Genomic DNA, 14849 nt, shown 5'->3' with positions numbered 1-14849 from the left:
ATGACCAACCGACCGAACATCCTGCTCATCACGACCGATCAGCAGCACTTCACCGTGCTGGGCGCGGTCAACGACCGGATCAGCACGCCGAACCTCGACCGGCTCTGTGCGGCGGGGACCCGCTTCGATCGGGCCTATTGCCCGAGCCCGGTCTGTACGCCGTCCCGCGCCTCGATCATCACGGGGGAGTATCCGTCGCGACACGGGGCCTGGACCATCGGCGTCTCGCTGCCCGAGGATCGGGAGTTCCTCGGCGACCATCTCGCCGCGCAGGGCTATCGTACTGGCCTGATAGGCAAGGCGCACTTCCAGCCCCTCGCCCCGCCGTCGCTGGAGAGTCAGCCGAAACTCCGCGATCTTGAGTTCTGGCGGGGTTTCAACGGCCCCTGGTATGGCTTTCAGCATATCGAGCTCGCTCGCAACCATGCCGATGAAAGCCACGTCGGCCAGCACTACGCGATCTGGATGGAAGAGAAGGGCCTCGCCGACTGGCGCGACTACTTCCAGCCGCTGCCGGGTGACACGGCCGTCAAGGCCCCGCGCCTGTCCGACAGCGGCCACTACTGGGCGCGCAAGGACCGCGCCTGGGCCCTGCCGGACGATCTTCATTACACACGCTGGACCGGCGAGCGCAGCGCCGCTTTCATCGAGGAGACTGGCGACCAGCCGTTCTTCCTCTGGGCCAGTTTCCACGACCCGCACCCGCCCTATACGGTGCCCGAACCCTGGGCCTCCATGTACGACCCCGCCGAGATGGAGCCGGGCCGCGTCGCGCCGGGAGAGCACGATCGCAATCCGCCGCACTTCGCCAAGACGCAGGAGCAGGAGCCCGACTTCGGCGACTGGCACAGCCCCTTCAACGCGCATGGCTGTGAGAGTCACCTCTACCCCGAGGAAGAGTTGAAGAAGGACATGGCGGTCTACTACGGCATGATGAGCTTTATCGACGCCGAGGTCGGCCGCATCCTCGACAAGCTCGACGCGCTGGGCCTGACCGACAACACGCTGATCGTCTTCACCACGGACCACGGTCATTTCCTCGGCCAGCACGGTCTCGTCGCGAAGGGACCGTTCCACTACGAGGACATGCTGCGCCTCCCCTTCATCGTTGCATGGCCCGGCCATGTTCCGGCAGGAGAGACCAGCGACGCGATCCAGAGCCTCGTCGACCTCGCGCCGTCGTTCCTCGCCGCCGCCGGCGCACCCGGGGTCGGCGCGATGCAGGGCGTGTCCCAGCTCGACTGCTGGGCGGGCGGTGAACCGGCCCGCGACTTTGCCATCTGCGAGAACCGCCACAATCCCGAGATGCCGCACGCGATGACCTACGTCGAGGCGCGCCACAAGATCACGACCTACCGGCACGGCCCGTGGGGAGAGCTCTTCGACCTCGATGCCGATCCGTTAGAGGTGAACAACCTGTGGGACGATCCGGACGCCGGGGGGTTGAAGGCGGCGATGCTGCATCGGATGGTGCAGGGCATCATGCGCTCCGAAGCGACCGCCGAGGATCGCGTCGCCGGAGCCTGAGGAGGGACGATGGCCTGCTGCGGTTCACGAACGACCTTCGCCGGTGAGAGTAAGGCTGGCGACCTGCGCCCGCTTCCCGGTCATGTGTCCGACATCGCCGAGCCGACGCCCGCGCCCGTCGCGACTTTCACGGGTGGCAAGAGCTTCACCGGCACCCGCCGCCCCGAGATCCGGGAGGACGGCGAAGCCGTCGTGCGTCAGGTCCGGCTGAAACCCTTCGCCTGCGACACGACCCTCGTCACCAACCGCCGCTTCGCCGCCTTCGTGTCCGACACCGGCTACCGGACGGAGGCCGAGCGTATCGGGTGGGGCGTCGTCTTCCGGGGCCTTTTGAGCGATCCCGACGCGGTCGCGCCGTCACGATCCTCGACGCCCTGGTGGGTGATGATCGACGGCGCCTGCTGGCACACGCCGGAAGGCGAGGGTACGGCCCTCGCCGGGCGCGAGGATCATCCGGTGGTTCACGTGTCCTACGCCGATGCGCGCGCCTACGCCGATTGGGCGGGTGGTCACCTGCCGAGCGAGGCGGAGTGGGAACATGCCGCGCGCGGCGGTCTCGACGATCCGCGTTTCCCGTGGGGCGAGGACGAGCCCGACGATACCGACTTCCAGCCCTGCAACATCTGGCAGGGCACGTTCCCGACCGACAACAGCGCCCGGGACGGCTACGTCGGCACGTCCCCCGTCAACGCCTTCGCGCCGAACGGGGCAGGCATCCATGACATGGCCGGCAACGTCTGGGAATGGACCGCCGAGCCGTTCCGCATCCGCTCCCCCTCCCGCACGGCGAAGGCCCGCAACGCGGCGGCGCAGACGCAGAACCTGCGGCTGATGAAGGGCGGCAGCTTCCTGTGCCATATCAGCTACTGCTATCGGTACCGGATCGCCGCCCGCTCCGCCGTTGCGGCCGACAGCGGGGCCAGCAATACCGGCTTCCGGGTCTTCTACGATCGGAGCTGAGGGGGGCGCTGCCCCCCGCCGCCTGCGGCGGCTCCCCCCGGAGGTATTTTCGGCCAGATGAAAGAGCGGGTCGCGCGTTAACCTTAACGCGTCCGCGTCATCCGGCTCCAAATACCTCCCGCCGGAGGCCTCCCGCGCTCTGTTGCTGACGCCTGCGTTTGTCGATGACGCGCCCCGAGGCCCGTGTTACGCCGGTCGCATGGCCCGTATCCCGTCCAAGGACGAGATCCTGCAGTGGATCTCCGACAATCCGACCCAGACCGCAAAGCGCGACATCGCCAAGGCCTTCGGCCTCAAGGGCGCGCAGCGTATCGACCTCAAGCGGCTCCTGCGGGAGCTGGAGGACGAGGGGCACCTCGAGAAACGCAAGAAAAGCTATCGCGACCCCGACCGCCTGCCGCCCGTCTCGATCCTGCAGGTGCAGGAACCGGACGGCGACGGCGATCTCTTCGCGCGCCCGCTCGAATGGCACGGCGAGGGCGAGGAGCCGCGCGTTCTTCTGCAGCCGCGCGAGAGCGATCCGGCGCTCGGGCGCGGCGACCGCATCCTCGCCCGCCTGACGGAGGTGAAGGGCGAAGATCACGCTTACACCGCCCGGCTGATCCGCCGGATCGGATCGAACCCGATCCACGTGCTCGGCATCTTTCGAAAAGGGTCCGAAGGCGGTCGGATCATGCCGATCGACAAGGGCTCGGACAAGCAATGGGTCGTCCCCGCCGGCAACGAACACGGCGCGAAGGATGGGGAGCTGGTGGAGGCGGAGCAGGCCGGACCGAAAGGCCGGCTCGGCCTGCCGAAAGCGCGGATCACGTCGCGCCTCGGCGACCCGACCGAACCCCGCGCCGTCAGCCTCATCGCGATCCATCAGCACGGCATTCCCGACCAGTTCCCGGACGACGTCGTGGCCGAGGCCGACCGCGCCAAGCCGGCCGGCCTCACCGGCCGCGAGGATCTGCGGGACGTGCCGCTCATCACCATCGACCCGTGGGATGCCCGCGACCACGACGATGCCGTCTTCGCCGAGGCCGACGACGATCCGAAGAACGAAGGCGGCCACGTCATCTGGGTCGCGATCGCCGATGTCGCCTACTATGTGCGGCCCGGCTCGCAGCTCGACCGCGAGGCACGCAAGCGCGGCAACTCCACCTATTTCCCCGACCGCGTCGTACCGATGCTGCCGGACCGGCTGTCGGGCGACCTCTGCTCGCTCCACGAAGGCGTGCCACGCGCCGTCCTTGCCGTTCGGATGCGGATCGACGCGAGCGGGCACAAGATCGACCACACGTTCCACCGGGGGCTCATGCGCTCCCCTGCCTCGCTGAACTATGAGGACGTGCAGGCGGGCATGGACGGTGACCCGAACGACAAGGTCGCGCCCTATATGGAGGACGTGATCAAGCCGCTCTATGCCGCCTACCACGCATTGCGAACGGCGCGGGCGGAACGTCAGCCGCTCGAGCTCGACCTGCCGGAGCGGCAGATCGTCCTGTCCGAGGAGGGCGAGGTCACGTCGATCGACTACAAGGAACGGCTCGACGCGCACCGGCTGATCGAGGAATTCATGGTGCTGGCCAACGTCGCCGCCGCCGAGACCCTGATCGCGAAACGCACGCCGCTCCTGTTCCGCGTCCACGAGGAGCCCGACGCCGACAAGCTCGACGCGCTGCGTGAGACGGCGCAGGCCGCGGGCCTGACGCTCGCCAAGGGGCAGGTGCTCAAGACCGCCCACCTCAACCGACTGCTCAAGGCCGCCGAAGGCAGCGACGAGGCGGAGCTCATCAACATGGCGACGCTGCGGTCGATGACGCAGGCCTACTACAACCCGGAGAACTTCGGCCACTTCGGCCTCGCCCTGAAGAACTACGCGCACTTCACCTCGCCGATCCGGCGCTATTCCGACCTGATCGTCCACCGCGCGCTCATCACCGCGCATGGCTGGGGCAAGGACGGGCTGTCACCGGAGGAGATCGAGCGCCTGCAGGACACGGCGCAGCATATCTCCGACACCGAGCGCCGGTCGATGACAGCGGAGCGGGACACGACGGACCGCTACCTCGCCGCTTACCTCTCCGACCGGATCGGCGCCGAGATGGGCGGCCGCATCAGCGGCGTCGCCAAGTTCGGCGTCTTCGTGAAGCTGGACGAGACAGGCGCCGACGGCATGATCCCGATCCGTACCCTCGGGGCGGAGTTCTTTCACTACGACCGCGACAGCCAGTCTCTGATGGGGGCCGACAGCGGCACCGTCATCCGGCTGGGCCAGCGCGTGACCGTGAAGCTGGTGGAGGCCGCGCCCGTCACTGGTGGCCTGATCGTGGAGCTTCTGTCGCTCGAGGATCAGAAGATGCCGAAGGGGCACGGCGGCGGAGGCGGCGCCCCGCGCGGACGAGGCAAGCCACCGCGCCGCAAGGTCGGCGCGGCGAAGAAGAAGGCCGCAAAGACAGCACGCAAGGTGAAGCGGACCCGGCGGTAATCCGCACCGCCGGGAATGCACGGTTGTCCGGCTCTCGCCAGCGGGTACGCTGAGAGGGTCAGCAGCGACGGGTGAGGGGACAACAGGTGCCGACGAGAGCTGCCGCAGCAGCGACGCTGACCCTGCTGGGACTGGCCTGTGACGTGACGGCAGGCGGGTTGCCCGCAGGCGGAGCTTCGGCGATTGAAGTTGGAGCGTTGCGGTTAACCGAGGTGCCCATGGTCCTGATCCAGTCGTCCGAGTCCGAAGGTTTCGCAGACTGGCTGAACGGTTTCCGTGCGAGGGCACGCGACCGCGGGATCACTGCCGAAACGCTCGACGCCGCGCTCGACGGGATCAGCTACCAGCCCGAGATCATCGACCGCGACCGCAACCAGGCGGAGTTCGTTCGGCCGATCTGGGAGTATCTCGACACTGCCGTCTCCGCCAACCGGGTGACCGAGGGCCGTGCGGCGATGGCCGCGCAGGCCGATCTGCTCGCCGCGCTCGAACAGCGCTACGGCGTCGACCGCGACGTGGTCGTGGCGATCTGGGGGCTGGAGAGTCACTTCGGCACCTTCCGCGGCGAGACACCGATCATCCCGGCGCTCGCCTCTCTGTCCTTCGACTCGCGTCGAGGCGCGTTCTTCGAGGGCCAGCTCCTCGCCGCGTTGCGCATCCTGCAGAACGGGGACACGTCTCCGGCGAACATGACCGGAAGCTGGGCCGGCGCGATGGGGCATACCCAGTTCATGCCGACGTCATTCCTCGCCTACGCGGTGGATTACGATGGCGACGGGCGGCGCGACATCTGGGCGGACGATCCGACCGATGCGCTCGCCTCCACGGCCGCCTACCTCGCCCGGTTCGGGTGGATCCCCGGCCAACCCTGGGGCGTCGAGGTGACGCTGCCCGAGGGCTTCGACTATCGCCTCGCAGACAGAAGCGTCGAGCGGCTACCGGGACAATGGGCCGAGATCGGTGTCATGGGCATGGACGGCGCGCCGGTGCCCGACCACGGCGAAGCGTCGATCCTGCTGCCCGCCGGCGCGGAGGGGGCGGCCTTCATGATCTTCGACAATTACGCGGTGATCGAGCGCTACAACGCGGCGGACGCCTACGTGATCGCCGTCGGACACCTGTCCGACCGACTGACCGGCGGCGATCCGTTCGTGGCCGAGTGGCCGCGCGACAGCCGGGCGCTCACCAACGAGGAACGGTTCGAACTGCAGGAACGGCTGACCGGGGCAGGGTTTTCCACACGTGGCGTCGACGGCAAGATCGGGCCGAACACGATCGGCGCGATCCGTGCCTACCAGCAGGCCGTCGGTCTGACACCTGACGGCTACCCGTCGACCGCGCTGCTCGACCGGCTGCGCGAGGGCTGACGACTCAGCCCGTGGGGCGGAGCTTCATCACGAGGTAGCGGTTGTTCTCGGCGAAGGTCTCGCGGTTGCGGGTCTGCTCCATCAGCCGCTGCGACATGCGCGAGCGGGAGCGCTTGCTCATCACCGCCTTCAGCACCAACCCGATGGTCCGGCGGATGCCCTTGCGCTTGGCGGACAGCTCTTCGTCGATCCGGGTCACGGCATGGCCGACCACGTTGAACAGCCCCTGCTCGATTTCGACAGAGGGCGCGACGGCCTCGGTGATGTCCTCTTCCGCGACGATCTCGAGCGGCAGCTTCGCCAGCTCCGCGCGGAACCGTTCCATCCGATGACCCCCGCCGACCTTGGCGCGCATCTTCTCGAGCTGGAAACCCTCGGGACGGAAGCAGTCGGCCAGCACGATGGATCCGCCGTCGGCAAGCAGGGTGAGGCACTTCGCCAGCCCCTCGTCGAGCGCGACATACTGGAAGCTTTCGGAAAACAGGCAGAGGTCGAACTTGCCGGACAGCTCCGCCGCCTCGAACGTCGCCTCGTGCACGATGGCGTCGGGCGCGTTCACGCGGCAGCGCTCGGCAAGGAAGGCCGAAGGCACGACGATCTCGACCGTGTGGCCGAGATCGGTCAGCTTCCGCGCGGTAACGCCCGCACCGCCACCGATGTCGAGGATGCGGCTCGGCTCCGTCGGCAGCAGCGAGAACAGCCGCGCGGTATAGGCCTCCTGCGCGGCCAGCACGTTGCTGGCGTTGACCTCCAGGCCGGTCCAGTCGCCGTAATGCAGGTTCTCCGACCCGGTGAGCCATTTCATCAGGCTCAGCCCGACGTCGAGGCCGATCGCACGCGTATCAAGTTTCTCTTTTGCCATACCGGCCCGGATACTGTGCCCCGGGCCGTTAGGGAAGTGCCTTCACTCAAGCGGCGAACAGTCGCCGCCCTGCATGCAGGACACGACTTTCATCAGTGCCTCGCGCGAGGGATCGGTGAAGACCATGTCGTAGCAGGGTGAGATTTCGACCGTCATCGCACCATCCTGAAGCAGGGCGAAGGCCAGCATGTCGGCCGGCGCGTCGAGCGAGCCGCACCACGGACCGGCGCAGACGGGGGCGAGCGTCAGCGGCCCCTCGTAGGTCTCAACGAAGCCGTCCGCCGTCAGGTAATTGCCGCTGAAGGTCGCGGGGACATGGGCTGGCGGCGCCTCCGGCCCGTCGGGCGTCACGTCGCCGGGCATTGCCGTCTCGTCGAAGGTGAAGGTGCCGTTCAGCACGACGTACTCCTCCGACGCATCGGCGGCCCGCTGGAAGGCGGTGGCCGGATCGGGGCGAAGGCAGGACAGCGCGCTCGCCTGCGTCGCCGCAAGCAGGGAGGCGGTGGCGAGAATGAGGGGGAGGATCATCGAATGGCTCCGTCTGGTGTTTGCGTCTTTGACCTTTGACGCAGCCCGCGACCGGATACTTGGCCACGGTTACCAAATTATTTAGCTCAGGGCTGCTTGCACGGGGCGATCAGATGCGGCCGTCGAACTCCCGCAGCATCCGCTCGTAGACGTCGCGCTTGAAGGGCACGATCGCTTCGAGCGCCTGAAGCGGCGTGACCCACTTCCACTCGGAGAACTCGGGATGCGCCGTGGAGATGTTCACCGCGTCATCCTCGCCGGTGAACCGGGCGAGCAGCCACTTCTGCCGCTGTCCCTTGAAGCGGCCCTTCCATCGGGTCTTGGCGATGTCGTCGGGAAAGTCGTAAATCAGCCAGCCTTCCGTCTCCGCCTCGATCCGTACGAGGTCGGCGGTCACGCCCGTCTCCTCCCACAGTTCGCGAAGCCCGGCCTGGAGCGCCGTCTCCCCGTCGTCGATGCCGCCCTGCGGCATCTGCCAGGCCGGCTGATCCGACTCGATCCGTTGACCGACGAACACCTCACCGTTCCGATTGGCCAGAACGACCCCGACACACGGGCGGTACAGGCTTTCGTCGACGGGTTGATCGGTCATGCCGGATCTCCTTATTTCCGTTATCCTGCCGCGTGATAGTCGAGCCGACCCGGAAGGTCGACCGAACGGAGGTAGCGTCATGCTGACAGTGATCGAGAGCGGCGACCCCGACAATTCGCCGGGAGGCCGCTTCCTCTCAGCCCGCCAGGGAGCAGCCGCCGACGTGACGTGCGCACCGCAGGTGGCTTCTCTCGCGCATCACCGTCCGGATTTGCCGGACCGCCAGAGCTGCAACAGCGACAGGCCAAGCGCCGCGATTGCCAGGGATAGCCAGACAAGCCCCGATTGGGCCTGATAGACGACCCCCGTTTCGGGGTCGAAATACCGGCCCAACTCGTTGAACTGGGTGCGCCACCTGAAATACTGGACGTAGAACAGGTAGCCGAAGACGGTGAACAGGCCGAAGAACAGTGCGGACAAGATCAGTCTGCGCATTTGCTGTTTCCCCGGCTCACCAAGAAATCCTCACACTTCGACGCCAAGGCGGCCTCATGCACGCCTCCCCGAGAAGGACAGGCCAAGGCGGCGCGTTCAACGAAAAAGCCCCGCCGGCGGACCGACGGGGCTGAACGTCTCAGGGCGCGGCAGACCTCACGGGTCTTGATTCACCTGCCCGACGCGGTAGCCGCGCGGACCGAGGGCGGAAAGACCCTTGAGGATGTCGATCGCGTAGGCGAGCTGGTAGTCCTCTTCCCGCAGTGCGGCGGCATTCTCGGCCCGCTGGCGGTCTTCCTCAAGCTGCTGCATCTCTTCTTCGGACAGGCTGTCGTTCGCCAGCGCCCCGCGCAGGTCGGCTTCGGAGCGGAAGCGCGGCGGCACGTCCTCTTCCTCGGCCAGTTCCTCTTCCGTCGGGGGCAGCGGCTGTTCGACGATGATGTCGGGCGAGATACCGAGCGCCTGGATCGACCGGCCCGACGGCGTGTAGTAGCGCGCGGTGGTCAGACGCATCGCGGCATCGCCCCGCAGCGGCATCACGGTCTGGACAGAGCCTTTGCCGAACGATTGCGTACCGACGACGATCGCGCGCGCATGATCCTGCAGCGCCCCGGCGACGATCTCCGACGCGGAGGCAGAGCCGCCATTGATAAGGACGACGATCGGCTTGCCCTGCGCGAGGTCCCCGGCACGGGCGTTGTAGCGGTCGCTGTCCTCGGCCAGGCGGCCACGGGTGGAGACGATTTCGCCCTCTTCGAGGAATGCGTCGCTCACCTGCACGGCCTGGTCGAGCAAGCCGCCCGGGTTGTTGCGCAGGTCGAGCACGATGCCGTTGATGCTGTCGATACCGCCGGCGGCCTCGATCTGCTCGGCCAGCCCCTCTTCGAGGTTGGAGAACGTCTGGTCATTGAACGTCGTGACCCGCAGCACGACCGAGTCGCCCTCGGTCCGGGTTCGCACGGCGGTCAGCGTAATGGTGTCACGGATGATCGAGACGTCGAACGGCTCCGGCACGTCCTCGCGCACGACCGTGATGACGATCTCGGTGCCGACGGGCCCGCGCATCAGGTCGATCGCCTCGTCGAGCGTCAGGCCAAGGATGCTCTCCCCGTCGACGGCGGTGATGTAGTCGCCGGCCAGCATGCCCGCAGCATCCGCCGGGGTGCCGTCCATCGGCGAGACGACCTTCACGAAGCCCTCTTCCTGCGTGACCTCGATCCCGAGGCCGCCGAACTCGCCCCGCGTCTGCACACGCATGTCGGCCGCGTCGTCGGCGGACAGGTAGGAGCTGTGCGGGTCGAGGGACGTCAGCATTCCGTCGATGGCGGCCTCGATCAGGTCGGACTCGTCGACCTCTTCGACATACTGGGCGCGGATCCGCTCGAAGATGTCGCCGAACAGGTCGAGCTGTTCATAAACGCTGGCGGACCGGTCGGCTTCCTGCGCGAGCAGGGGGCCGGCGACCTGCGTCGTCACGATCGTGCTGGTGACGATCCCGATCGTCGCGGCGAACGCGAATTTCTTCATTCTGAACTCCCTGTCATCGGCACGAACCACTCTGCGGGGTCGACCGTGTCCTGCCCGTCTCGGATTTCGACATACAGCGTCTCTGAGCGTGACGCATCCGCTCCCTCGACGCTATCAGTCAAAATAGCTTGAATGTCTGGCGCGGCGCCACCCATCAGGCCGATCGGCGCTCCTTCCGGGATCACCTCGCCCACCTCGCCGTAGACCTCGCCCAGCCCGGCGAAAACGAACAGCACGCCCGATCCGGGCTCGAGGATCACGACGTTGCCGTAGTCGAGCAGCGGCCCGGCATAGCGCATCGTCGCCACGGCAGGGGTCGTGACCAGCGCCTCCGGTCGCGTCGCGATCAGCCAGCCGGGGCGGGTGACCCCTGCGGCGTCCGCTTCCTGGTAGCCCCGGATCAGCGTGCCCTCGACCGGCATCGACAACGTGCCCCGGCGCGCGGAGACATCGGGCTGCGGCGCGCCCTCGACTTCCATCGCGACGGTGCCCGACAGGCCGCTGGCGAAGGCCGACAGCGTCTCGGTCGACTCGATCAGGTCACGCATCGCGGTGCCGTCCTCGACGTACCGGCGGGGCAGGTCCACCCGGTCGGCAATTGCCTGGCTGAGCGCGGTGCGTGCTTCCTGTGCGCCCTGCAGGCCTTCCTCGAGCGTATCGGACGCACTGGCTTGCAGGGTTCGCAGCAGCTCCAGCTCTTCCAGTTCGGCGCGAAGCTGTTCGGCATCGCGCTGCAGGGCAGGGGCCACGTCGGCGAGGATCATGCCCGACCGCGCGGTCCCGGTCGGCCCCGTGGGGTGCAGCAGCAGAAGTGGCGTCGGCGCGTTGCTGATGGTCGACAGGATGCCGAGCAGGCGGGATAGCTCGTCGCGCCGGGCTTCGAACTGGATCGACAGGGTGCGCTCCCGTATCGAGGCTCGACGTAGCCCTTCGCGCATCGCGACCAACCCGTCCTCGTAGGCGCGCACTGTCTCGGTTAGCGCGGCGACCCGGTCGGATCCGGTGCGCGCGTCGGCCAGCATCTGCGCTGCCCGGTCAAGCCGCGTCGCCGCCGCATCGGCGGCCGTGGCCGGATCGCTCTGCGCGGAAACACCCGACGCCATCAGCGTCAGGCAAAGGGCGAGCGCGCGGATCATGCGTCGATCAGGCTCTTCCCGGTCATCTCTTCCGGCAGGTCGAGGCCCATCAGGTCCAGAACCGTCGGCGCCACGTCGGCGAGGATGCCGTTGTGCACCGTCGCGCCTTCCGGCCCGCCGTAGACGATGACCGGAACGAGGTTGGTCGTGTGCGACGTATGCGGGCCGCCGGTTTCGGGATCGACCATCGTCTCGCAATTGCCGTGGTCGGCGATCACCACCATCGCGCCGCCGGCCTTCTCGAGCGCGTCGAGCGCTTGGCCGAGGCCCTTGTCCACCGCCTCGCACGCCTTCATCGCGGCGTCGAGGTCGCCGGTATGGCCCACCATGTCGGGGTTCGCGAAGTTCACCACGATCAGGTCGTAACCCTTCTCGATCGCCTCCACGAACTTCTCCGACACCTCGGGTGCCGACATCTCGGGCTGCAGGTCGTAGGTGGCGACCTTGGGCGATTTCGGCATGAAGCGGTCCTCACCCTCTTCGGGCTCTTCCTTGCCGCCGTTGAGGAAGAAGGTGACGTGCGGATATTTCTCCGTTTCCGCCAGCCGGAACTGCGTCAGCCCCTTGGAGGCGACCCAAGCGCCGAGCGTGTTCACCACCTTCTTCTTCGGGAAGACACTGTCGTACCACGCGTTGTGGTCCTCGGAGTAATCCACCATGCCAAGCCGCGCGGCGAGTTTCGGCAACTCGCGCTCGAAACCGTCGAACTCCGGATCGGCGATGGCGCGCAGGATTTCCCGCGCCCGGTCGGCCCGGAAGTTGAGGCAGAAGACACCGTCCTCGGGCTTCATCCCGTCGTAATCGCCGATGACCGTCGCGACGACGAACTCGTCCGTCTTGTCCGCTTCGTAGGACGCCTTGATGGCGGAGACCGGGTCCGGTGCGCCGTTGCCCTTGGCCAGAACCATCGCGTCATAGGCCTGTTCGACCCGCTCCCAGCGGTTGTCGCGGTCCATCGCGTAGTAGCGCCCGGTGACAGTGCCCACAGTCGCTTCCGAGGGCAGGTCCGACATCAGGTCCTCGAGGAAGGACTCGCCCGATTTCGGCGCTACGTCGCGCCCGTCGGTGATCGCGTGGACCACAACCGGCACGCCGGCCTCGGTGATCAGCCCGATCGTGTGCTTGAGGTGCGCGATGTGGCCATGCACCCCGCCGTCGGACACGACGCCGAGCAGGTGGGCGCGGCCGCCGGACTCCTTCAGCTTTCCGATGAACTCCTGCAGCGCCCTCTGGTCCTTGTAGGTCCCGTTCTGCAGCGCGAGGTCGATCTGGCCGAGGTCCATCGCCACGGTCCGACCCGCGCCGATGTTGGTGTGCCCGACTTCGGAGTTGCCCATCTGGCCTTCCGGAAGGCCCACGTCGGGGCCGTAGGTGACGAGCGTGCCGTGCGGGCAGGTCTCCATCAGCCTGTCGAAGGTCGGCGTGTCGGCGAGGACCGGCGCGTTCGCCTCACGCTCCTCCCTCAGGCCCCATCCATCGAGAATGCAGAGAACAACAGGTTTCGGCGCGGCCATGGGCGATCTCCTTCGTTGCAACTGGTGGTCTACAGCGGCCTTGCGCGGGTTTGAACCGATCCGGTGGTCGCAGCGCGAAAATTTGTGCTCAGCAGAGCAGACATGGCCCGAGCAACCAGCTCGAGCCGCGCCCGGACCCTCTCCACGGGAGGGCGCATTGCGAAGTCGTGGGCAACATGACCGTCCTTCGGGCTTTGGGGGTAAATCGCGCTGAACAAGCGTTCGGAGGCACCCTTCCGGGGTCGGGTGCGACCCTTTTGTCGGGGTTCGGACTGTTTCCTCACCGAAACCCGTACACCCGCTCGCTGATGGCCACCTGTCCGATATGCTCCGGCCGCGTCTCGAGCAGCACACCCCCGGCGCGCTCGTAGAACCGGCAGGCCACCTCGTTGGTATCGAGCACCAGTGCGGTAAGCGGCACCTGTCCGCGAACCGCCTCGAACAGCGTCCGTCCCTGGCCAAGGCCCTGCCCGACCTTCAGCAGGTAGAGGCAATAGAGCTCCTCCGGCCAGTCCGTCGACAATGGCCCGTCCCGCTGCGGCCCGGCCTGCGCGAACCCGAGGTCGGGGAGCACGGCGATCCGACTCGTCCCGGCGGCGATCTGGTTCTCCCACTGGGCGCGCCGCACCTCGTAGGGGCGGGCGGCGATCTCCTCCTCCGGCAGCAGGCCGGTGTAAGTCTCCCGCCAGCACTGGACGTGCAGCCGGGCCAGCATCGGCGCGTCTTCCGGCACCACGTCCCTGATCATTCCCGGCCCTCCGCACGGTTCGCGGTTTTCTAAGCCGCGCCAGCACGATAATCGAGAACGGATGAGCGTCGAACAATCCTATCGGAGCCGCGTCGCCGACGGCAGGCTGAAGACCGACCCCTCGCAGGAGTCGCTGCTGCCCGCGATGGACCGGGTGCGCGACGCGTTGGAGAAACCCCAGCCCAAGCGCGGCCTGTTCCGCAAGGCCGCACCCGAAGCGGTGACCGGCCTCTACATCTGGGGCGGCGTCGGGCGCGGAAAGTCCATGCTGATGGACCTGATGTTCGCCGAGGTGACGGTCGCCAAGGAACGCCACCACTTCCACGCCTTCATGCAGTGGGTCCACGGCGAGATGAAGAAGGCCCGAGCGACGGGGGTGGACGACGCGATCAAGCCGGTTGCGGAGGACCTCGCCGGCCGCATCCGCTTCCTGGCCTTCGACGAGATGCAGATCACCGACATCGCTGACGCGATGATCGTCGGCCGCCTATTCGAACGTCTGTTCGACGGCGGCGTCACCGTGGTCACGACCTCCAACCGGCCGCCGGACGATCTCTACAAGGACGGGCTGAACCGGCAGCTCTTCCTGCCCTTCATCGACCTGCTGAAGGAGAAAATGGAGGTCATCGAACTGTCGAGCGACAACGACCACCGGCAAGGTCGGCTCGCCGGGACGGAGACCTACTTCACCCCCGCCAACGCCAAGTCGCGGCAGGCGCTCGACGAGATCTGGCAGAGCCTGACCGACGGCAAGGAAGAGCCCCTCACACTGCACGTTCAGGGGCGGAACGTGGAAATCCCGCGTTTCCACAACGGCGTCGCACGGGCGAAATTCTACGACCTCTGCGGCCGGGCGCTCGGCGCGGCGGACTACCTCGCCCTCGCCGATGCCGCGCGGGTGCTGATCCTCGAGGACATTCCCCGCCTCGGCCGGTCGAACTTCAACGAGGCCAAGCGCTTCGTCACGCTGATCGACGCGCTCTACGAGGCGAAGGTGAAGCTCTTCTGCTCTGCCGCCGACCTGCCCGACTCGCTCTATGTCGAAGGCCCCGGCGCCTTCGAGTTCGAGCGCACGGCAAGCCGTCTGGCAGAGATGCAGGCCGACGGCTGGGGCGACGCGCGGGACTGAAACCGACCCCCAAAAACAAGGAGACGGGCTCTTACGGCCCGCCCCCCCGCC

General features: G+C 67.3%; 13 protein-coding genes. 5 read left to right on the top strand and 8 right to left on the bottom strand.

Annotation, left to right across the window (positions count from 1 at the left end; all coding sequences use genetic code 11):
- The 4 genes from I8N54_RS17990 to I8N54_RS17975 all read left to right on the top strand — a co-directional run bounded on the left by I8N54_RS17990 (position 1) and on the right by I8N54_RS17975 (position 6327).
- The gene (locus I8N54_RS17990; protein WP_140195344.1) at positions 1-1527 is read left to right on the top strand and encodes a sulfatase family protein; all 1527 of its coding nucleotides are present in this window, start codon (positions 1-3) and stop codon (positions 1525-1527) included.
- A 9-nt stretch (positions 1528-1536) separates the two neighbouring features.
- Positions 1537-2487, top strand: coding sequence for a formylglycine-generating enzyme family protein (locus tag I8N54_RS17985; protein WP_140195346.1), 951 nt, complete (start codon positions 1537-1539; stop codon positions 2485-2487).
- A 199-nt stretch (positions 2488-2686) separates the two neighbouring features.
- A complete protein-coding gene (gene rnr, locus I8N54_RS17980; RefSeq protein ID WP_140195348.1) occupies positions 2687-4960 on the top strand; it encodes a ribonuclease R in 2274 nt (757 codons plus the stop codon).
- A gap of 218 nt (positions 4961-5178) precedes the next feature.
- Positions 5179-6327 carry a lytic murein transglycosylase gene (locus I8N54_RS17975; RefSeq protein ID WP_140195350.1) on the top strand — a complete coding sequence of 383 codons (1149 nt, stop codon included), beginning with the start codon at positions 5179-5181 and terminating at the stop codon, positions 6325-6327.
- 4 nt (positions 6328-6331) lie between these two features.
- Here I8N54_RS17975 and I8N54_RS17970 read toward each other — a convergent pair whose 3' ends face one another.
- The 8 genes from I8N54_RS17970 to I8N54_RS17935 all read right to left on the bottom strand — a co-directional run bounded on the left by I8N54_RS17970 (position 6332) and on the right by I8N54_RS17935 (position 13669).
- The gene (locus I8N54_RS17970; RefSeq protein ID WP_140195352.1) at positions 6332-7189 is read right to left on the bottom strand and encodes a class I SAM-dependent methyltransferase; all 858 of its coding nucleotides are present in this window, start codon (positions 7187-7189) and stop codon (positions 6332-6334) included.
- Positions 7190-7231: 42 nt separating this feature from the next.
- The gene (locus I8N54_RS17965; protein ID WP_140195354.1) at positions 7232-7717 is read right to left on the bottom strand and encodes a hypothetical protein; all 486 of its coding nucleotides are present in this window, start codon (positions 7715-7717) and stop codon (positions 7232-7234) included.
- A 109-nt stretch (positions 7718-7826) separates the two neighbouring features.
- Positions 7827-8309, bottom strand: a complete 483-nt coding sequence (locus tag I8N54_RS17960) for an RNA pyrophosphohydrolase (protein ID WP_140195356.1) — start codon at positions 8307-8309, stop codon at positions 7827-7829.
- 198 nt (positions 8310-8507) lie between these two features.
- Positions 8508-8744: a hypothetical protein gene (locus I8N54_RS17955; protein WP_140195358.1), complete on the bottom strand. Its 237-nt coding sequence runs from the start codon at positions 8742-8744 to the stop codon at positions 8508-8510.
- A 156-nt stretch (positions 8745-8900) separates the two neighbouring features.
- The gene (locus I8N54_RS17950; protein ID WP_140195360.1) at positions 8901-10271 is read right to left on the bottom strand and encodes a S41 family peptidase; all 1371 of its coding nucleotides are present in this window, start codon (positions 10269-10271) and stop codon (positions 8901-8903) included.
- Positions 10268-11407, bottom strand: a complete 1140-nt coding sequence (locus I8N54_RS17945) for a murein hydrolase activator EnvC family protein (RefSeq protein ID WP_140195362.1) — start codon at positions 11405-11407, stop codon at positions 10268-10270. Before I8N54_RS17945 ends, I8N54_RS17950 begins: the two co-directional genes overlap by 4 nt.
- Entirely contained in the window at positions 11404-12921 is a 1518-nt protein-coding gene (gpmI, locus tag I8N54_RS17940) for a 2,3-bisphosphoglycerate-independent phosphoglycerate mutase (RefSeq protein WP_140195364.1), read from the bottom strand. The genes I8N54_RS17945 and gpmI overlap by 4 nt, the downstream gene beginning before the upstream one ends.
- Positions 12922-13201: 280 nt before the next feature.
- The gene (locus I8N54_RS17935) at positions 13202-13669 is read right to left on the bottom strand and encodes a GNAT family N-acetyltransferase (protein ID WP_140195366.1); all 468 of its coding nucleotides are present in this window, start codon (positions 13667-13669) and stop codon (positions 13202-13204) included.
- 61 nt (positions 13670-13730) lie between these two features.
- Between I8N54_RS17935 and zapE the strand changes: the two genes are divergently transcribed.
- A complete protein-coding gene (zapE, locus tag I8N54_RS17930) occupies positions 13731-14798 on the top strand; it encodes a cell division protein ZapE (RefSeq protein WP_140195368.1) in 1068 nt (355 codons plus the stop codon).
- Positions 14799-14849 lie beyond the last annotated feature (51 nt).

It is taken from the genome of Pelagovum pacificum (genome assembly GCF_016134045.1).
In the GTDB taxonomy this organism is placed as follows: Bacteria; Pseudomonadota; Alphaproteobacteria; order Rhodobacterales; family Rhodobacteraceae; genus Oceanicola; species Oceanicola pacificus_A.
This window is presented reverse-complemented; position numbering and strand designations above follow the sequence as displayed.

What these genes read in the sequence shown, in the direction of transcription:
- I8N54_RS17985 (WP_140195346.1), top strand. Translation starts at nt 1,537, where the DNA reads ATGGCCTGCTGCGGTTCACGAACGACCTTCGCCGGTGAGAGTAAGGCT.
- rnr (WP_140195348.1), top strand. Translation starts at nt 2,687, where the DNA reads ATGGCCCGTATCCCGTCCAAGGACGAGATCCTGCAGTGGATCTCCGAC.
- I8N54_RS17990 (WP_140195344.1), top strand. Translation starts at nt 1, where the DNA reads ATGACCAACCGACCGAACATCCTGCTCATCACGACCGATCAGCAGCAC.
- I8N54_RS17965 (WP_140195354.1), bottom strand. Translation starts at nt 7,717, where the DNA reads ATGATCCTCCCCCTCATTCTCGCCACCGCCTCCCTGCTTGCGGCGACG.
- I8N54_RS17970 (WP_140195352.1), bottom strand. Translation starts at nt 7,189, where the DNA reads ATGGCAAAAGAGAAACTTGATACGCGTGCGATCGGCCTCGACGTCGGG.
- I8N54_RS17955 (WP_140195358.1), bottom strand. Translation starts at nt 8,744, where the DNA reads ATGCGCAGACTGATCTTGTCCGCACTGTTCTTCGGCCTGTTCACCGTC.
- I8N54_RS17945 (WP_140195362.1), bottom strand. Translation starts at nt 11,407, where the DNA reads ATGATCCGCGCGCTCGCCCTTTGCCTGACGCTGATGGCGTCGGGTGTT.
- I8N54_RS17950 (WP_140195360.1), bottom strand. Translation starts at nt 10,271, where the DNA reads ATGAAGAAATTCGCGTTCGCCGCGACGATCGGGATCGTCACCAGCACG.
- gpmI (WP_140195364.1), bottom strand. Translation starts at nt 12,921, where the DNA reads ATGGCCGCGCCGAAACCTGTTGTTCTCTGCATTCTCGATGGATGGGGC.
- I8N54_RS17935 (WP_140195366.1), bottom strand. Translation starts at nt 13,669, where the DNA reads ATGATCAGGGACGTGGTGCCGGAAGACGCGCCGATGCTGGCCCGGCTG.
- I8N54_RS17960 (WP_140195356.1), bottom strand. Translation starts at nt 8,309, where the DNA reads ATGACCGATCAACCCGTCGACGAAAGCCTGTACCGCCCGTGTGTCGGG.
- I8N54_RS17975 (WP_140195350.1), top strand. Translation starts at nt 5,179, where the DNA reads ATGGTCCTGATCCAGTCGTCCGAGTCCGAAGGTTTCGCAGACTGGCTG.
- zapE (WP_140195368.1), top strand. Translation starts at nt 13,731, where the DNA reads ATGAGCGTCGAACAATCCTATCGGAGCCGCGTCGCCGACGGCAGGCTG.